The sequence below is a fragment of the Campylobacter sp. MIT 97-5078 genome, from assembly GCF_006864455.1.
Lineage (GTDB): Bacteria > Campylobacterota > Campylobacteria > Campylobacterales > Campylobacteraceae > Campylobacter_D.
Genome location: NZ_QHLK01000002.1, coordinates 1 through 19,318, shown reverse-complemented (window position 1 = coordinate 19,318; position 19,318 = coordinate 1). Strand labels below are relative to the sequence as shown.

Sequence of the window (19,318 nt, the reverse complement as noted above, 5' to 3'; positions counted from 1 at the left end):
ATTTCCTGGCAAGCAAATCGGCAAAAAACATTTTTCTTTTAGCTTTTGATCAAAAAGAGTAAAAAACTATGTTAGCAAAATATTTAAATTTTTATTATACAATCAGCCTTTAAATTCAGCAAAACAAGGAGAAAAAATGCAGTTTCAAACTGAAGTAAATCAGCTTTTACAGCTTATGATTCACTCTTTATATTCAAACAAAGAAATTTTTTTAAGAGAACTTGTATCAAATGCAAGCGATGCCCTTGACAAGCTTACTTATCTCAGCGTAAGCGATGATGAATACAAAAACTTAAAATTCACAGCTCGTATAGACATTAAATTTAACAATGAAGCTAAAACTTTAACCATAAGCGATAATGGCATAGGCATGGATAAAGACGATCTTATCAATCATCTTGGCACCATAGCAAAAAGTGGCACTAAAAGCTTTTTGGCGAATTTAAGCGGAGATGCTAAAAAAGACAGCCAACTCATAGGACAATTTGGCGTCGGCTTTTACTCAGCCTTTATGGTGGCAAATAAAATCGAAGTTCTAAGCAAAAAAGCCCTTGATGAAAAGGCTTATCTTTGGACAGGCACAGCTGAAGGCTATGAAATAGAAGAAGCAAACAAAGAAGATCAAGGCACAGCAATCACACTTTTTTTAAATGATGATGAGTTTTTAAACCCTTACCGCATAGAAACTATTATCGCAAAATACTCAAACCACATTCAATTTCCAATTTTCATGGAAAAAGAAGAATTTATCCCACTTAGCGAAGAAGAACAAAAGCAAGAGCCTCGCCCAGAACCAAAAAAAGAGCTAAAAATAGTGCAAATTAACACCGCAAACGCTCTTTGGAGGCAAAATAAAGCGAATTTAAAAGCTGAGGATTATGAGAAATTTTACGAACAAACCTTTCATGATAGTCAAAAACCGCTGCTTCATATCCACACCAAAAGCGAGGGTAAATTTGAGTATAATACCCTTTTTTACATACCAAGCACAGCTCCTTTTGATCTTTACAGAGTAGATTATCAAAGCGGACTTAAGCTTTATGTTAAACGCGTCTTTATCAGTGATGATGATAAAGAGCTTTTGCCTAGCTATTTGCGTTTTGTGCGTGGAATTATTGATGTTGAGGATTTACCACTTAATGTAAGCAGAGAAATTCTACAAGAAAATGTGATCTTAAAAGCCGTGCAAGAAGCAAGCGTAAAGAAAATTTTAAGCGAGCTAGCCAAGCTTAAAACAAAAGATGAAGCAAAATACAAAGAATTTTTTACTACCTTTGGCAAAGTGCTTAAAGAAGGGCTTTATGGCTTTGGCAATGATAAAGAAAATTTAATCAAGCTTATGCTTTTTAAAAGCACAAAGGCTGAAGGACTAACTAGTCTTGAATCATATAAAAGTCGCTTAAAAGCTGATCAAAAAGAAATTTTTTATATTTGTGGGACAAATGAAAGCTTGCTAAAAAGCTCGCCTTTGCTTGAAAGCTACAAAAGCAAAGATATAGAAGTGCTCTTGCTTGATGATGAGATTGATACTATCATCGCACCAAGTTTGCCTGAGTTTGAGGGGCTTAAATTTGTAGCGATTAACCAGCAAACTGATGAAACTCCGCTTGATGAAAAAACTCAAGAAGAATTTGCACCTATCTTAGCACAATTTAAAGAACTTTTAAAAGATGAGGTTGATGATGTGCGTGCTACTTCAAGATTGAGTGAAAGTCCAAGTTGTATAGTGTATGATAAAAATAAGCCAGATTTTGCTATGCAACAACTCTTAAAACAAATGGGACAAGAACAGCATATCAAGCCTATTTTAGAACTTAACCCTAAACACGCTATCTTTGAAAAACTTAAAAATAACCCAACTTACGCTCCTGATATAGCTCAAATTCTTTTAACTATGGCAAAACTAAGCGAGGGTATGGGTATAGAAAATCCAGCCCAGTTTAACCAAAGCTTAAGTAAAATCGTCTTGAAAGCCTTGCAATGATTCAAAGTGTGATGATTAGCCAAGATATTTTAAAGGATTATCAAGTCTTTGATATACGCAATAAAAACGAATGGAGAGAAAGCGGAGTTATAGAAGGAGCCGTGCTTTTAAGCTTTAATCTAAGCAATGGCTCGCCAAATCCGGACTTTATCAAAGAATTTCAAAGGCTAAGAGATGAAAATAAAACTCAAGCCCTTGTGTGTGCAAGTGGCTTTCGTTCAGCTTCAGCAACAAATTTAATCAAAGCTAAACTCAATATAGATGCGATCAATCTTAAAGGCGGAATGCATGCTTTATTTGATCAAGGTTATAAAAGTGTGCCTTATAGAGGGCAGGATTTAGTATGAGTGTGGGCATTTATATACTTATCGCCGCAGTGGCATTTTTGATGCTTTATTTTGCTATCAAAAAACTCACTTTGCAAATCGATGAAAAAGCCCTTTTAGAACCTATAAAAACAAGCTTATATCCTGAATTTTGTGATTTTATCGATGAGAAAATAGGCGAGCTTAAAAGTCAAATAGAAGCTGATTTAAGCTTGTTTAAAGATGAAAACTTAAGAGCTGAGTTTTTAGAAAAACTTGGTGATTTAAGCAGAAAACTTACCTTTATACAAACCATGAATTTAAGCAAAAAAAATGATGAAACGTGGCAAAATGAACTTTTTGAGTTTCTAAAAACACTTGAAAGTGTGATAGAAACATATCTTAAAGATGGCGAAGCAAAGGCTGATGAACTAAGAATAACACTTATGAATAAATTTAAAAGTTTGCAAGAAAAACAAGCCTAAATTTAGCTTTTGACATTATTTTTGGCTTGAAAGCTGAACTTGACAAAAATTATATTTTGAGCCTAGATTTTCAAAAAGTTGAATCATTTCTTGCAATACCTGTTATAACTTAGGTTTAAGTAAGACAGATGATGTTTCAGTAGCTAGCCAGCATAAATTCGCAAATCTTAGGAATTTTAAAGGCAATGAAAACGGACTTTAAGCGGAGAAAAACCACAAATTTCCTCGGCTTTAAAAAGCAAAAACTTTTGTCATTTGACTAAACGACAAAAGTTTGTAAATATTTATAGAACAAGTTAAAAATTTGTTATAATGCACAAACAAAAATATAAAATTTTCTACAATTACATAAACATTTTTTACTTTAAGTTTGATTGAAAAATAAAATATATTTTTATTTAATTAATGTTCTATAAGGAGTGCATATTGCTTAAAAAACTTGATTTAAATGAGTATAAAAAAATCGCCACTTTAATTTTTATGGTAATTTTAGCCTATATTTTGGTGGTATTTTCTCAACTTGCAACGATTTTAGCTGGAGTTGCGATCTTGCTTATCGGTATGATGAATTTAAGCACTGGTTTTAAGGCTTTTGGTGGTGGTTTTCTTGAAAAAATTCTTGCCAAATTTACAGATACTAAGCTTAAAAGCACTTTTTTTGGAGCTATTAGCACACTTATTATGCAGTCTTCTTCTTTGGTTTCTGTGATCACGATTTCTTTTCTTTCAGCTGGACTTATCACGCTTGTGCAAGGCATTGGCATTATCTTTGGTGCAAATTTAGGCAACACAGCAAGCTCGTGGATCATCGTAGGCTTAACTAGCACCAAAATCTCTACACTTGCTGTGCCTTTAATCGTGATTGGGGTTTTGCTGTATTTTCAACAAGATAGCTTATTTAAGGGCTTAGGTTCGATTTTTATTGGTATTGGTTTTTTCTTTTTGGGTGTGGATTATATTAAAAATGGCTTTGAAAATATAAAAGAAATTTTGAATTTAGCCCGTTTTAATTTCGAAGGCTTTAAAGGTATTCTCATTTTTACGGCACTTGGAGCTTTACTTACTGGCGTGATACAATCAAGCACTGCAACAATAGCCTTAATCATCTCAGCCCTACTTTCAGAGCAAATCAGCTATGAAAATGCCCTAGCAGCTACACTTGGCACAAGCGTAGGCGGTGTAGTTACTGCACTCTTAGCCTCTTTGGGCACAAACATAGAAGGTAAAAAACTTGCTTTTGCGAACTGCATTTTTAACTTTGGTATCGCTATCATCGTGCTTGCAGTTTTTCCGTATTTTGTGCGTTTAATTGATCTTATCGCTAGTATGCTTTATATCTCGCAAGATAACCTTACGCTTAAAACAGCTTTATTTCACACCTTGTTCAACCTCATCGCTATCATCATTTTTACGCCTTATAGCGAAAAAATCGTTCACTATCTTAACAAAAGAATCAAAGCACCAAAAGACAAAAATAAAGACAAGCCACTTTATCTTGATGAAAACTTGATCAAGTATAGCGACACAGCAATTGCTGCACTTGAAAAAGAGAGCATGCATCTGTATGAAAATACCTCAACAATCATCGCTTATACCATAGGTTTAAGTCGTGGCGATATAGTGGGTTCAAAAAGTTTTGATGAGATCATTAAGGCTAAAAAATGGATAAATAAAAATGTGGATTTGGATTATTTATACAAAAGCAAGATTAAGGTGCTTTTTGAAGCCATTATAGACTTTTCAACGAAAGTGCAACTTTATGTTGATGATGAAACAAAAAACAATAGAATTTTCCAATTCAAACTCGCCGCAAAACACCTCAGCGAAGCAAGCAAAAATCTTAAAATTATTCAAAGCAATATGAAAAAATACGCCAATTCAAACAACCCTGATCTAGCTTCGCAATATCATTTTATGAGGATTAATCTAGGCGAACTTTTAAGAAGTATTGAGGAGCTAAGAAAAGTCGATGAAGAAAAGGCGTATTTGATCGTTAAAAACTTTGAAAAAGCCAAAATTATGCTTAAAGAAGTGGATAATGACTCTTTAAAACAGATCGAAAATCTCATCTCAAAAGGCAAAATCAGCACCGCAGAAGGCATTTCTATACTTAATGATACAACCTTTAGTGCAAAAATAGCCGAAGAGCTCATCGAGGCTATAGAAATCATTTTTACCAAAGATGAATGGGAGAAAAAAGCAGAAAAAAATGAAAAAACTTGATAGAAAGCTTAAAATTTAATTTTATAAAGGCTCTAGCCTAGCACTCTCCTTTCTTAAATTTATATTTAGATAGCATTTTTCATCTTTTCCCTACCTCAATTCACATTCCTTTAGCGGAATTTCAGCGATTTAGCCCTTGCTCTTTTAAAAACAGGCGAAAGTTTTATCTTTTTTTTCATATTTTCCTTGGATAATGCCTTAAAGACTTGAAAAATACACAAAATTTAAAGCAAGAGTTAAAATAAACAAAATTATAGTGTTTTTCAGCTATAATTTTGTTTTCAAATACAACTTCAAGGTAGAAAATGAAACTAGCCATCATTGATACAGCTTGTGCGAATTTAGCTTCTTTAGAATTTGCCTTTCATAGACTTGGCTTTACTTGTATGATCTCAAGAGACATAAAAGAACTTGAAAAAGCTGATAAACTCTTTTTGCCCGGTGTTGGAACAGCTCAAAGTGCTATGCTTCATTTACATAAATTTAAACTTATAGAATTTTTGCAAAATACTAAAAAGCCACTTTTAGGCATTTGTTTAGGTATGCAAATTCTTGGGGATTTTAGCGAGGAGCTTCATCAAAATACTCTAGGCGTTATGCCTTTTAAAACTGAAAAATTCAAGCCTAAAGCTAACTTTACTTTGCCACATATGGGCTGGAATGATGTAAAAAGTAATCATACTCTTTTTAAGGGGTTAAATGGGGCGTTTTTTTATTTTGTGCATAGTTATTGTGTGGCTGTAGCAACTGAAACAATCGCAACTTGTGAATATTCTCAAAGCTTTAGTGCAGCATTAGCAAAAAATAATTTTTATGGCGTGCAGTTTCACCCAGAGCGAAGCGGGGAAGCTGGAGAGCTTTTGCTTTTAAATTTCATTAAGGATATATAATGACAGAACTAATTGCAGCTATTGATCTTATCAATGGCAAGGTAGTGAGGCTTTTTAAGGGCGATTATAAGCAAAAACAAGTTTATACATATGACGCCCTAACAAAGCTTAAAGAATACGAACAAGCAGGGGCAAAATGGCTTCATATCGTTGATCTTACAGGAGCAAAAGAGCCAGCCAAAAGACAATTAGACCTCATCAAAAAACTCACAGCGACTTTGAATGCAAATTTGCAAGTTGGCGGGGGCATAAGAACTAAAGCAGAAGTAAAAGCCTTGCTTGATAGTGGTGTAAAACGCATTGTCATAGGCTCTTTAGCGGTAAAAAATAAAGAACTTTGCTTAGAGCTTTTTAAGGAATTTTCAAATGAAACCTTAACTTTAGCCCTTGATATTCAGCCTTTTGAAAATGATTACTTCGTAGCTGTGAATGCTTGGCAGGAAAAAAGTAACGAAAGGCTTTTTGATTTGCTTGAATTTTATGCAAAACAAGGTTTAAAGCACCTTTTATGCACGGATATTTCAAGAGACGGGACTATGCAAGGAGCAAATATAGAGCTTTATAAGCACATTAAAAGTAAGTTTTCTGAAATTCAAATCCAAGCCTCAGGTGGAGTTTCAAAGCTTAATGATTTAAAAGCCTTAAAAGCAAGCTGTAGTGGTGTGATCGTAGGCAAGGCTTTGCTTGATGGGGTATTTAGTATAAGTGAGGGCATAGCATGCTTACAAAACGCATAATTGCTTGCCTTGATGTAAAAGATGGACGCGTAGTTAAGGGCGTGCAGTTTAAAAACCACCGCGATATGGGTGATATCATAGAACTTGCAAAGTTTTATTCAAGTGAGGGTATAGATGAATTGGTGTTTTACGATATCGCAGCAAGTGCTAGAAAAGAGCGAATTTCAAGAACTTGGGTAAGCAAAGTCGCCCAAAACATCAATATCCCATTTTGTGTAGCTGGAGGCATAAAAAGCGAAGATGATGCAAGGGAGCTTTTAGCAAATGGAGCAGATAAAATTTCTATTAATTCTCCAGCCTTAAATGATCCCAACCTCATTGAAAGGCTAGCAAAAAGCTTTGGGGTGCAGTGCGTGGTAGTAGGCATTGATAGTTTTAAAGATGAAAACGGAAATTTAAAGGTGTATCAATACACAGGCGATGAAAGCACAAGCAAACAAAGCGGTAAAAATACGCTTGAATGGGTAAAAGAAGTTGAGGATCGTGGAGCTGGTGAGATCGTGCTTAATATGATGAATCAAGATGGTATGAAAAAAGGATACGATCTAGCTCAACTCAAAGCAGTGCGTGCAGTATGCAAGCTACCACTTATCGCAAGTGGTGGAGCTGGTGAGACGAGGCATTTTTTAGAAGCTTTTAAACTTGGTGTTGATGGAGGCTTGGCTGCTAGTATTTTTCATCAAAAAGTCGTTAATATAAAAGAGCTTAAAGCCTATCTAAAGGTTCAAGGCTTAGATATAAGGATATAAATATGCAAGAAGAACTTATTTCAAAAATAAATTGGCAAAAGGTAAATAACCTTGTACCTGCTATCATTCAAGATCATAAAAGTGCTGAAGTGCTTATGCTAGGTTATATGAACAAGGAGGCTTTAAAGGAAAGCTTAAGGCTTAAACGAGTGGTATTTTTCTCACGCACCAAAAATAGACTTTGGCTTAAGGGCGAGGAAAGCGGGAATTTTTTAGATATCATCGAACTTGGGCTTGATTGTGATAATGACACACTTTTGATCTTAGTTAAACCTTGTGGAGCAACTTGTCATACAGGAAGCATTTCTTGCTTTGAACAAATTTCTAAAAAAGCTGATATGGTCTTTCTAGCAAGACTTGAAAAGCTTATCAACACACGCAAAAGTGCTTTAGCTGAAAATTCCTACACAGCAAAGCTTTTTCAAAGTGGCACAAAAAGAATAGCCCAAAAAGTTGGCGAAGAAGGTGTAGAAAGTGCCTTAGCGGCTGTAGCTGGCGATAATATAGAACTTTGTAATGAAAGTGCGGATCTACTCTTTCACCTCAACGTGCTTTTAGCTGATCAAAATTTAAGCCTAAGCGATGTTATATCCGTGCTTAAAGAGAGAAATAAAAGCGAATAATCAATTTAAAAATTAATCTAAAACAAAAAATAAAAGGCTCATCGCAAAACAAGCCTTTTATTTAAATTTGTAAGTTTTTCACTTCATTACTCAAAAAGCACAGGAATTTCAGGCACAGCAACATCTACTGGATAGTCAAGTCCTTTTAAATTCCCACTTTTCCTTAAAACTAAATTTTTACCAAATTGTTGTTCAAGTATATCTTTTCTTACATAGCTTACTTCTATAGTAGTGCTAAAAAATAAGCCCTTGCTATAGAAAATTTTACCATGATTGTTAAAGTGAAAATGTATGCTTGCAAAGTTTTCATTTAGCTTATGTAAAATTTCTAATTTTTCACTTACAGCATCGTTTTCTTCTGGATTTAAGCCATGAAATTCAAAAATCACTTGAGAAAAATACTGATTTAACAAATTCATATCAGTATATTTAAGCACTTCCCATTCGGCATATTCTATATCAATTTGCAAGATATTATGAGCTTTTTCATCAAGCTTGTTTTGCTCAATCGCATCCTTAAGGGTGATGCTTTGTTCATCTTTATTTGCATTGATAAAGAGTTTATGAAAACTGATATTTTCGTGAGTGTAGGGGGATTGTTCTATGCTTGCGTCATATTCTATAACTTTATAGCCTAAATTCGCCATTTCCAAATCCCAAGGCGAACGCAAAGAAACGCCAAGCGATAAAGCTTTATTTACTCTATCATCATTGAGGGGGGGGGGGGGAGTTAGCATAACATAACCCCCATCTTCTTTGCCCCCTATTCTACTTAAAGATGAAAGATCAAGCTCTAGCGGACGCAAAGCTGCAAGATAGGCTTTGATATTTTCAAAGCACAATTCGTTGTGGTTGATACGAATATAATTTCTATCCCTATGCTGAAGGAGTAAAAACAAAAGCTTTTTATGCTCTTCTTGTATATCTTGATTTTCAATCACTTTTGACATTAAGATGTTATAGCCCAACTCATTTGAAAGCTTAAGCTCATTTGCAATTTCTTTGAGTAATTTTTCTTGCATACTTAACCTTTTAAAGCCTTAAAATCAGCCACAGCATCAAGTTTTTCCCAAGGATAATCTTTTTGCCCAACCTGCCCTCTTGCTGCTACATCAGCATAGCTAAAATGTCCAGCTTTTGGCTTATCTAGTTCGAATTTATTTTTGATCCAATTTGGGGTCAATGGATAGTTTTTCATCACAAATTCACTTAATTTATTATCATCAATATCTTCATTTGTCCCCATGCAATCAACACTTACTGAAGTTGGTTCAGCCACTCCTATAGCATAGCTTAACTGCACTACGCATTTTTTAGCAAGCTTTGCTGCGACTATATTTTTAGCAAGCCATCTTGCTACGTAAAGTCCGCTTCTATCAACCTTAGTATAGTCCTTGCTAGATTGTGCACCTCCACCAATTGGTGAATAACCTCCAAAGCTATCAACGATGAGCTTGCGTCCGGTTAAACCACTATCATGCAAGGAGGAGTGGTTAATATATTTTCCTGTAGGATTGATTAAAATACGCGTTTTTTGTGGATCAAAAAGCTCTTTTGGTAAATTTGAATCCAAAATAAGCTGCATGATCAAAGTTCTTACCTCGTCGATATGTAAGCTCTCTACACTTGGAGCTGAAACGACTATAGTATGTATGCTTTGGGGCTTGCAGTTTTCAAAATTACTCTTATTGCCATAGTCTATGGTAACTTGAGTTTTTATATCAACACCAAGTTTGTTTGGATTTGTCTTTGCGTAGTTATACACCTTATCGCAAAGCATTCTAGCATAAGAAATGGCTGCTGGCATATACTCATCAGCCTCACAACTTGCAAAACCAAACATTATACCTTGATCGCCAGCACCTATTTCTCCGCTTTCTTGATCTACGCCTTGATTGATATCAGGGCTTTGTTCGTTTAAAAATACAAGGGTTTCTACCTCATCAGGATGTAAGCATTGAGCCTTTGTAAAATAGCCCTTACCATCATAGCCTATCTTAGCTAAGGCGTTTTTAACTAAGTCTTCATAGTCTTTGAAGCTTAACTTGTGTTTTGACTTGACTTCTCCGCCGATGACAACCTTGTTGCCTGCAACAAAGACTTCACTCGCCACTCTTGAGTTTTTGTCATGACTTAAGAGTATATCCACTATAGTATCAGCGATAATGTCCGCACACTTATCAGGGTGTCCTGGACTAACAACTTCAGAAGTGAATAGATACATTGTTTTCCTTTTGGATTTATTTGTCTGAAAGACAAGAGCGATTATAGCGAAAAATTATTCTTTTAAACTTAATTATAAATCTAAGTCTTTGCAAAGCTTTTCAAAGCTTAAGTAATATTTCCAAGAAGCAACGATGTCAGGACGCATTTTTTTGATGAGTTTTAAATCCTCATCAAGCAGTTTTTTAAACTCTTTTCTTTGATTTTCATTGTGTTTTAAGAAGTCTAAAAGCTCTTCTTCTTTAAGTAAATTTTGCTCAGTTTCATCAACGACTTTTTGCAAACCTTTGCAAAACTCGCTCATATAAGCCTTTGTGGCTTTAAAAAGCTCTTTATCGGCTTTCAAATGCTTAAATTCAACCTTAGTTGTGTAAATTCCCATATGTTTGTTAAGCTCGCCTTCATAAAATTCATTCATGATATTAAGCATATTTTTATGATCAAAAAGCTGAGAAAAGAGCAATACAAAACTATTTTCTTTGTTGATAGTGCTGTTTTTAGTATTATTTGGTTTTTTAAGGCTAAAAACTTGCTTGATATCTTTTTTATTTATAAAAAGTTTTAAGGGAAATAAATACCTTATATAGCCTTTAAATTCCTTCACTCCAAAAAGTGCTCTTTTACTTTCATCAGGCTGTGTAAAATTAAATTTCAAGGCTAAATTTTTCATCGTCTCTTCAGCCTTATCAAAACTAAGCTCGCTCATATCCATAAAATGAACTTTAGATAAATCAAAATGAGGCAGCAAGGCATGAGCCAAAAAACTACTATTTTTAAGCTCGCTAAAATTGATACTAATCTTTGGCTTTTTATGCCTTAAAAACTCCAAATACGCTCTAAAATCAAAGCTTAAATCAAACTCAGGCACAAAATTCCTTTCAACCTTGCTCCAATCCCTACCAACGCAGTGTTTAAGTAAGCTTATAGGATCACGAAGAGCGTAAATAATATTTGTATTTTTATCAAGCAGGGCAAGGAATTTATCAAAGTCTTTGACATTAAGTTCAGAAAGATTTAAGGCTAAATTTTTAAATCCCCCCCCCCCCAGCATTTAAATACATAAAATGAAAGATAAATCTTTCTTTTGAATCAAAGGGCAAAACCCAAGAAGCTACACAAAATACTCCACAACATTGATTTAAAAACCTCAAAAAAGCTGCCGCACCACTTCCATGTGGAGAAATATAAATAAATTTATAATGCTTTGGCAAAGGCAGATTTAAATCCCAAGCAAGCTCAGCACAATGCCTACTTGAATCAGTATCAACAAAATTAGGATTTAAAAGCGGAGCATAGGCTAAATGAGCGTAATTTTGAGCAAATTCGCTTGAATTCAGCCAAGTAATGATGTGTTCTAAATTCTCAAGCACGAAGTTAAAAAAATCTTCTCTTTGTGAGTTTTTAAGGGCGTTTAAAAGTAAGTTTGCTGCTTGAGGGCTTAGTCTTTGATTTAAGGTTCTTAGGAATTCTTGCAAGTTTTTCCTCTTTTTAAAGCAAATGAAAGGTTTTATTAAAACTTGAGATTATGCTTTGCACCTTTGCTTCAAGCTCGTTTAGTTCAGTATTATCAAGCACCAAATGAGGCTTTGGCTCATCAAATTCTATATCAACGCCGACTACATTTTGTATTTGTCCGCTTAAAGCCTTGCTATAAAGGGCTTTTTTATCGCGTCTTTTCAGCTCTTCAAAATCACATTTCACATAGACTTCAAAATAATTTTGCAAATTCTTACGATTATACGCATAAATTTCATTCCACATAGAAATGGCACTTACCACAACTATCATACCTTGCTTGCTTAAAAAATCTGCAAAAGCGCTTCTTCTTAAAGATACTTCAATGCGAGCTTGTTTATCATAGCCAAAATGCCCCAAAAGCTCTCTTAGCTCATCTCCGTCTAAATAAATCACATTTTGTCTGTGCTTGCGTAAAGCCTTGCAAAGTGCCTCAGCTATATAGCTTTTACCACTGCCTGCTAAACCTGTAAGCCAAATTACTGCTCCTTGAGCTAGCATAAAAAGTCCTTTATATCAAGTTCCAAATCGCTTTTAAAATCAATCTCACACCAATTGCCTTTTAATTTTACTGCTTTAGCATTATGAAATTTATCAATTAAGCCTTGTAAAAAGCTTGTCATATAAATATTATTATATGCCTGTCCATCATACAAGGCATTTTTATCTAAGCTATCAAAAAATTCTATAAAAGAAGGTAAAAAATCATACGAAATTTTAAAAAGCCCCATATACTGAGCTTCAATTTCAGCTAGGCTTTTAGGTTTTTTGCCAAGTTCTTTGATGAACTCTCCATCAAATTTCAAAGTCTCAGCATCGCTTAAAATATCATCAAACCTCGCTTCCCACAATTTTTGCCAGTTTAAATCCACACATATACAAAGCTCGCCCTTAGCCTGCTTTAAAGCCTGAACACTATCTTTAAAATACACTATATCAGCATAAGAAATAATTAAGTCTTTTTTTTCACTTATGCAACTTTGTAAAAATGCTCTTGCACTAAAAAGCGAATGCAGCATATTTGTGCTAGCATAATTTTTATTTTCAAAAAAAGTATCAAACTTAAATTTTTTGCTTACAAAGTCCTTTAAAACTTCAAATTTATAGCCTCCAACTACGGCTATTTCATCTATACGAGCTTCTTTTAAGGCTGAAATTTCATACTCAATCAAGCTTTTATTTTTATAATCAACCATAGTTTTTGGCTTATCTTGAGTAAGGGGCATAAGCCTTGAGCCAAAGCCAGCTGCTAGGATTAATGCTTTCACTTTTTTCCTTTTTTCTTAAAATTAAGCCTTGTTTAAGCTTTTCTTAAACTCATCTAAAACTTGAGTATTTTCAAGCCCACCAGCTCTTTCTATATGCCACATTGTAGCATAAATATCAAAGTTTTTATGCTTAAAAGCTTCTATACTCTCATCATCTGCCTTAAATAAACCCTGTAAATCCTGCCCTAAAGCACAAATGCTAAAATTATGAAAAGAATTTACCTCAAAGCTAAGCTCTTCTTTCATATCTTTTACTTCGTGCTTGCCTATATGATCTTCACATTTTTTTAAACTTGAGCCAAAAAAGCTTGCTATGAGTTGAGCACCTCTGCAAATACCTAAAACCGGTTTATTTTTAAGCATGCAAGTTTTTAAAAGCTCATTTTCATAAGCATCGCGTTTTTTACAAAGCTCATTTTCATTAAATATGCTTAAATCATTGCCCCCGCTTAATATCACTCCAGCTAAAAAAGGCTCATATAAAGCAAAATCAAGCTCATAGCTTAAAGGCAGGGGTAAAAAACCTTGCATTTGCTTTTTAAAAAACACTCCCCATTCTAAACTTAAAGCCTCTCTAAGTTCAAAATAGCTTTCATTTTGCACTAGTCTTTGACTTATGCCAACAAATTTTAAAGACAAAATATCAACTCACTTTCACATTCTAAACGCAATTTTTTTGCACTTAAATATTTTTTAAAATTTTCCTCCCCAACGCCTATTACAGCTGGTAAGCCAAGCTCACTCGCTCTAATTGCCATATGCGAATTTGCTCCTCCATAACAAGTGATAAAGCCAGCTATATTTTTAGAAAACAAATAATCATAACCCGGATCAGCAGCGTAAATTAAGACTATCTTGCCCTCAAGCTCTTTTTCATTTTCTAAGGCTGTATGAGCGATTATGCTTTTTTGAGTGATGAAATTTGGAGCTAAGGTAGGCGTAAAAAAGCTAAAAATTTGCTCTTTATCGGTGATGAGGCTTGGTAATTTTAAAGCTTGAGCAAGTTCAAATTCGGCTTTATTGATAGCTATTTGACTTAAAAGCCTTTTTTTAGGGCTTTTTGAGTATAAAGACGAGTAGAGATTTAAAAGCTCTTTAATGTCTAAGTGTGCTAAATCCTCTTTGGCTATATCATAATGTCTGCCAAGTTCTTCAATGAGTTTTAAGACTAAGGAAAGTAGCTTTGAAAACTCAAATTTAAGCTCTTCTCTACCTTCAATCGCTGTTTTTAAAAACTCAAAAAACTCTTTTGCATTGATGATTAGTCCATTTTCTTTGAGCAAAATATCAAGTTTTTTAAGCCTTTTAGCACTAAGTTTAAAGGGTTTTTCTTGATTTACTTGTGCTTTGTTTTGTTTTTCATCAAAATATAATTCAAAGGCTTCATCATAACGAGGTGAAAGTATATTATAAGTGCCTGCTCTTAGGTGTCCAAAATGAGCTAAAAAGGCTTCTTTGTTAGAAGAGTTTAAATTGCAACTTGCAAGGCTTAATTTCTTACTAATGGTTTGCAGTGAGTTTAAAAATAAGGCTTTTTCTTCTTTGCTTAAAAAACCTATGGCAACAAGGGAATTAAGCATTTGCATAGCCACAAAAGCAGCCCTTGCTACTCCTGCAAAAGGCAAAGTGCCATATCTTTTGCAATCTTCTATAGCCCAATAAATCTTATCTATGAGTGAAATTTTACTTTTTTCTAGTTTTTTAAAGCTTGTTTGAAGTTTTTTGCATTTTCGTATGTCTTTAAGATAGAGCCCATTTTTTGGATCAATGATGGAATTTGTAAGATTTAAGAGGCTAAATTCTATGCGTTTAAGTTCATTTTCATTAAAGCCTTGCTCTAAAAGTGGGGCAAGTTTGCAAGAAAGATTAAAATCATAGCTTGAAAAGACAATTTCAAATTCGATCTTATCGTGCAAATGAGGATTTTTCTCAAGCTTGCTAAGATAATAATTAGCAAGTTTTTCAGCTACATTTGCTTCTAAGTCTTTAGGGATAAAAGAATTAAAAGAAAGCCTCACATCTATATAAGCAATGCCTAAAAATGAGTGCATTAAAGGATGAGAGCGTAGGTTTTTATAGCCATAATTATCCCTTTGATACGCCCAAATATGATCAGTTATAATTTCTTTATAAAGACTAAGTGCCAAACGCTTTGGCTTTAAGCCTATGATTTCAGCTGGATTCCAATCAGGCATAACCCCAAAAATCGCCTTTTTTCCATATACTCCAAGCCTTGAACTTTGCAAGGACTCAAAACGTTTAGCAAATCTGCTTAAAGCCTCTTTTGGCAGGGACTTGAAAAGATTGACTTTGTTTTTGCTCACTAAGGGACGCACCTGCAAGCAAAAAAGCTCTTCCTTGTTCTTAAAATGTGCAAAAGCAAATTCAATATCCAAAAAAGGACTATCAAAAAGCCTTTCAAGCTCTTTAATGAGTATGATAATCCTCGCTAAACGCTTATCTTTAGGCAAACTTGCACTTCTATAATGAAAAAAGCTCGTAAGCTCTTTAGCGCTGCCATCGGTTATGCTTGCATTTGAGCCGCTTTTATCATACTGGATACAAAAATAAGGGCTAAGATTATCCTTATCTACGCTAAAAGCTACCCCACAAAGCTTAATTTGAGTAAGCATGGCTTGAATGAGAATTTCATCATCTTCATGAGGCATAGAAGCACCTACTTTTTTTAAGGCATCAAGCAAGGCTAGCTCGTCATTTGCTTTAATATTTGCAAGACTTAAAAAAGCTCCTGCATTTGAATGAGTCTCGCTATCCTCGCTTTTTGAAGAGCTTCTTATGATTAAAGTGTGAGCATGCAAGGACTTAATCTTTTTAAGTTCAGCCTTTTGATCTTTTTTAAGCTTGTTTAAAGAAGTGATGACGCAAGGTAAAACCTTAGCACTTTTTAAAACGCTTTGTAAAGCAAGTAAATTCCTTGCTTTGCTTTGAAAGTTTAGTTTTTGCATGCTTTGTTTCATTATATTTTTTCCTTAAATTTAAGCCTTTAGCCTTGCTTTTTCGCACTCCAGCTTCTGGTGGTGTATTTTATCTTAAATTCGCTTGGAAGTTTCTTTTTAAACTCTTCACAAATGGCTTCAAAAAGCTTTTTACCCTCATTTGTATCTAAGTCCCAGTAAGGATTTTTCACGCTTTGCCATGCTAAAATATAATTTTGCAAGCTTTGATGAAAATAAAAATCTTCTTCTAAATACACTATAGTATCAAAAAGCTCTTTATGCTTTTCTATAAAGCTTCTTTGTTCTTCTCTGCGAACACCTCTTTCATAACTTGGCACAAAATGCGTGATAATAGCCTCAACTTCTTTTTGCACCTCATCATTTAAATCCCTATGATTCCACATGCATGAAAAATACGCCCCTTTTTTAAGCACTCTATAGGCTTCTTTTAAGGCTAGGTTTCTATCCATGACATTAAAACTACTACCAAAGGTAAGCCAGTCAAAATTCTCATCTTTTAGCCCAGATTCAAGCCCTGTAGCGCGAATCCACTCTATATCCTGTCCCTTTGTCCTTTGAATACCAATTTCTCTCATAGCATCATTTGGCTCAACAGCTACTACCGTGCAACCTCTTTCAAGCAACATTATACTTAAATTTCCTGTGCCAGCTCCTATATCAGCTACCTTTAAAACATTTTTGTTTTCACCCTTTGCCAGGCATAAAAGCATATCTATGCTCTTTGGTGCGTAGTTTGGGCGGTATTCATAAAATTTAGCGTGTTTGGTATAATCCCAATTTTGTTCAACAAGTTTTTGCATTTTTTCCTCTTTTTTACGTGAAAACTCAAGCTTAAAAAGAGAAAAATTTGCTTAAAAACTCGTCCTTATTTATTAGCCTTTCTAACTAGCCTTTTTAGCCGTCCATGCACGAATTTTATAAGGCACGATAAGTTCATCAAAACAAGAAATCTTTGCCTCAATCATGGCTAAAATTTCCTGCCATCTTTTCTCTCCTGCTTGAGCTTGTATATCATTTACAGAGTGCCAAGCTCCTAAGTAACGTTCTTTACTCCATTTTTCACTATAATCACACTCCATAAAAAAGCAGTCTGTAAAATCCCCAGTTGAAATGAGAACTTCCTCCCATTTCTTGGTGTTTTGCACCCCTGAACTCACACGAGCAAGCTCTGGAACAATATTCTTAATTTCCTTTTCAATCTCATCAAAAACAGAGCCTTCTACTATATGTCGTGGATTGTAGATGATAGAAAGGTAAGCCCCCCCCCCAACACTCTGGCAAACTCTGGCAAGGACTTTTGCGGATCAGTCCAGTGAAAAGAACTTGCCATTATCAGCCAATCAGCTGAATTTGAAGGTAAATTGGTTTGCTCTCCACTACCTTTTAGCCAAGTAATGTCAAACCCCTTAGTATCAAGCTCGCCCTCAGTCCTCATAGCATCATTTGGCTCAACAGCACTGACTTTAAGCTTAAAATCCTCGCAAAGCATACGCGTAAGCTTACCAGTGCCAGCTCCAACCTCAGCCACTCTAAGCTCGCTTCTTGGCTTTTGTGTGTCATTAATGCAAGCAAGTAATTTTTCAAGCAAAAAAACGCTATAAGCAGGGCGGTTGTGGTAGTGCTTGGCAACCTCTGTAAAATCCCCTTGTTTCATTGTTTCTCCTTTTTTTAAGTATAGCATTTTGTTAATTTTTCAAAACAAAACATAAAAAGCAATTATAGCCTAAATTGATATGCTTTTAAGTTTATTTTTCTATTTTTTCATCCAACTCCTCGCACATTTTTTCAAATTCATTATAGTATTTCCAAGAAGCAACTATATCTGGACGATGCTGTTTGATGTGTGTTAATTCTTTTTTAATATTTTTTTCTATGTTTTTGATAACTGATTTATTATTTTTTAAAAAATATAATATTTTTTCTTCATTTATCAAATGTTCTTTTTTTATACTAATTTTTATTTCAAGTTTGCTTATAAATTCTTTTATGTAAGATTTAACACAACACACCATATTTATATTGTTTTTAAAAGAAGAGATTTTTTCTTTAGAAATACAAAAAATCAAATTTTCAAAAGCTATTTTATTTTCAAATAAAATAAAGTTAATTTCGATATAGTTTTTTATTTTGTGTAATTTAAAGAGTTGTTTAGTTGTGATTAAAATTTCAAATGTTTCATCGATATTATTTTTATCTAAGTCTTTTAAATTTGCAATTAATGTCATAGGGAATAAAACGCCTAATTCATCATATGCCATACCATTGTCAATATCCTTTTGAGAAAGTTTTTTTCTAAAATAATATAAAGTATTTAATTCACTAAAAGTACAATAAGCATATTCAGGCTTAATACTAGCCATATCCAAATAAGTAATTTTTTCTGTTTTAAAAAATTGTGTTAAAAAATTTAGTCTAAAAAAACTCTCGGCATAGATCCAATAGGTTTTTATATGATCACAGGTTGGCACAGGAGATCCAAAATAATATGTATCTCTGTCCAAAACTCTATCTATAGGCGTATTAAGATAAAACCAATCAAGTTTATCAATTTTAAAATTTATATGATTCAATCCAGTTTTTAATCTTGAAATTGGATCTCTAACCAAATATAACACAGGTTTATTTTTATCTAAAAGATTTAAAAATCTTGCAAGATCTTCTCTGGAAACATATACATGAGTATAGTCAGTGTATGCTATGATGTTGTATTTTAAAGGATTGTTTAGTAATTGCATTAAAATATTAGAATATATAATATATGGATCATAATGGATATATTTGCAAATATTTATATCACAAAGTTCCAAATACATCGTCATTGCGCCATGCCCTGACAAAGCGGAGCATAGCCACACAAACTCATAATTATCCGGTAAGGGTAAATTCATTTCCCAAGCAAGTTCAGCAGGTATGTTGCGATAATTAATTTCTTCATTTTCATCATTTAATTTTTTAGGATCAAGTAATGAGGGATAAGGATGGTTTTCTTTTTTATATTTTTCATTAAAATCATCTGATAATAACCATTCTTCTATAAGATCAAAATTTTGTATAAAATAATTAAAATTATGAAAAATATTATCCAGTATGGCTTTATAATCTTGATGAATTTTTAATACATTTTTTATTCTTGAAAATTCTTTTAGGAATAATTGTTTATTATCTATCAACCCTTGAAGGATACTAGAATTAATCTGTTTAAATTCTTTAAAAATTTCTTTGGAAATTTGAAATTCTTTTTTAGCTTCTTTAATAAACTTAAAGACTTTTAAATAGCCTCCCTTATACCAAGTCTTATCAGCTTTTATAAAAGCTTGTCCTAAAAGATAGGCTAGATG

At 33.8% G+C, this 19,318-nt stretch carries 18 protein-coding genes and 1 pseudogene; 8 read left to right on the top strand and 11 right to left on the bottom strand.

The window, feature by feature from the left end; all coding sequences use genetic code 11:
• The first annotated feature begins 136 nt into the window (after positions 1-136).
• From htpG to hisIE, 8 genes are all read left to right on the top strand, one after another.
• The gene (gene htpG, locus DMB91_RS01320; protein WP_034906491.1) at positions 137-1,984 is read left to right on the top strand and encodes a molecular chaperone HtpG; all 1,848 of its coding nucleotides are present in this window, start codon (positions 137-139) and stop codon (positions 1,982-1,984) included.
• The gene (locus DMB91_RS01315) at positions 1,981-2,331 is read left to right on the top strand and encodes a rhodanese-like domain-containing protein (RefSeq protein ID WP_052043247.1); all 351 of its coding nucleotides are present in this window, start codon (positions 1,981-1,983) and stop codon (positions 2,329-2,331) included. Before htpG ends, DMB91_RS01315 begins: the two co-directional genes overlap by 4 nt.
• On the top strand, positions 2,328-2,774 hold the full coding sequence (locus tag DMB91_RS01310) for a hypothetical protein (protein WP_034906495.1): 447 nt from the start codon (positions 2,328-2,330) through the stop codon (positions 2,772-2,774). Before DMB91_RS01315 ends, DMB91_RS01310 begins: the two co-directional genes overlap by 4 nt.
• Positions 2,775-3,254: 480 nt before the next feature.
• Entirely contained in the window at positions 3,255-4,997 is a 1,743-nt protein-coding gene (locus tag DMB91_RS01305) for a Na/Pi cotransporter family protein (RefSeq protein WP_231549686.1), read from the top strand.
• Positions 4,998-5,302: 305 nt separating this feature from the next.
• Entirely contained in the window at positions 5,303-5,887 is a 585-nt protein-coding gene (gene hisH, locus DMB91_RS01300; RefSeq protein ID WP_034906499.1) for an imidazole glycerol phosphate synthase subunit HisH, read from the top strand.
• Positions 5,887-6,624, top strand: a complete 738-nt coding sequence (gene hisA / locus DMB91_RS01295) for a 1-(5-phosphoribosyl)-5-[(5-phosphoribosylamino)methylideneamino]imidazole-4-carboxamide isomerase (RefSeq protein ID WP_034906502.1) — start codon at positions 5,887-5,889, stop codon at positions 6,622-6,624. Before hisH ends, hisA begins: the two co-directional genes overlap by 1 nt.
• Positions 6,606-7,373 (top strand): imidazole glycerol phosphate synthase subunit HisF, encoded by a 768-nt coding sequence (hisF, locus tag DMB91_RS01290; protein WP_034906504.1) that lies wholly within the window; start codon positions 6,606-6,608, stop codon positions 7,371-7,373. Before hisA ends, hisF begins: the two co-directional genes overlap by 19 nt.
• Before the next feature lie 2 nt (positions 7,374-7,375).
• Positions 7,376-7,996 (top strand): bifunctional phosphoribosyl-AMP cyclohydrolase/phosphoribosyl-ATP diphosphatase HisIE, encoded by a 621-nt coding sequence (gene hisIE / locus DMB91_RS01285; RefSeq protein WP_034906506.1) that lies wholly within the window; start codon positions 7,376-7,378, stop codon positions 7,994-7,996.
• 86 nt (positions 7,997-8,082) lie between these two features.
• On the opposite strand, the gene DMB91_RS01280 is transcribed toward hisIE, so the two are convergent.
• The 11 genes and pseudogenes from DMB91_RS01280 to DMB91_RS01235 form a co-directional block, all read right to left on the bottom strand.
• A complete protein-coding gene (locus tag DMB91_RS01280; RefSeq protein ID WP_143116769.1) occupies positions 8,083-9,018 on the bottom strand; it encodes an FkbM family methyltransferase in 936 nt (311 codons plus the stop codon).
• A 2-nt stretch (positions 9,019-9,020) separates the two neighbouring features.
• Positions 9,021-10,220: a methionine adenosyltransferase gene (gene metK, locus DMB91_RS01275; protein ID WP_143116768.1), complete on the bottom strand. Its 1,200-nt coding sequence runs from the start codon at positions 10,218-10,220 to the stop codon at positions 9,021-9,023.
• A gap of 72 nt (positions 10,221-10,292) precedes the next feature.
• The gene (locus tag DMB91_RS01270) at positions 10,293-11,270 is read right to left on the bottom strand and encodes a DUF2972 domain-containing protein (RefSeq protein ID WP_260604865.1); all 978 of its coding nucleotides are present in this window, start codon (positions 11,268-11,270) and stop codon (positions 10,293-10,295) included.
• Positions 11,248-11,694 (bottom strand): hypothetical protein, encoded by a 447-nt coding sequence (locus DMB91_RS09035; protein WP_260604864.1) that lies wholly within the window; start codon positions 11,692-11,694, stop codon positions 11,248-11,250. Before DMB91_RS09035 ends, DMB91_RS01270 begins: the two co-directional genes overlap by 23 nt.
• Before the next feature lie 13 nt (positions 11,695-11,707).
• On the bottom strand, positions 11,708-12,235 hold the full coding sequence (locus DMB91_RS01265; RefSeq protein WP_034906750.1) for an adenylyl-sulfate kinase: 528 nt from the start codon (positions 12,233-12,235) through the stop codon (positions 11,708-11,710).
• Positions 12,229-13,002: a sugar phosphate nucleotidyltransferase gene (locus DMB91_RS01260; protein ID WP_034906749.1), complete on the bottom strand. Its 774-nt coding sequence runs from the start codon at positions 13,000-13,002 to the stop codon at positions 12,229-12,231. Before DMB91_RS01260 ends, DMB91_RS01265 begins: the two co-directional genes overlap by 7 nt.
• A 21-nt stretch (positions 13,003-13,023) precedes the next feature.
• Positions 13,024-13,641, bottom strand: a complete 618-nt coding sequence (locus tag DMB91_RS01255; protein WP_034906746.1) for a gamma-glutamyl-CDP-amidate hydrolase — start codon at positions 13,639-13,641, stop codon at positions 13,024-13,026.
• Positions 13,632-15,968 (bottom strand): PEP-utilizing enzyme, encoded by a 2,337-nt coding sequence (locus tag DMB91_RS01250; protein ID WP_034906762.1) that lies wholly within the window; start codon positions 15,966-15,968, stop codon positions 13,632-13,634. The genes DMB91_RS01255 and DMB91_RS01250 overlap by 10 nt, the downstream gene beginning before the upstream one ends.
• A gap of 38 nt (positions 15,969-16,006) precedes the next feature.
• Complete coding sequence (locus DMB91_RS01245) at positions 16,007-16,780, bottom strand: class I SAM-dependent methyltransferase (protein WP_143116767.1); 774 nt, start codon at positions 16,778-16,780, stop codon at positions 16,007-16,009.
• Between the two features lie 81 nt (positions 16,781-16,861).
• Positions 16,862-17,634, bottom strand: a pseudogene (locus DMB91_RS01240) (class I SAM-dependent methyltransferase).
• 91 nt (positions 17,635-17,725) lie between these two features.
• Positions 17,726-19,318 (bottom strand): DUF2972 domain-containing protein (locus DMB91_RS01235; RefSeq protein WP_143116766.1); only part of this gene is annotated, 1,593 nt, incomplete at its 5' end.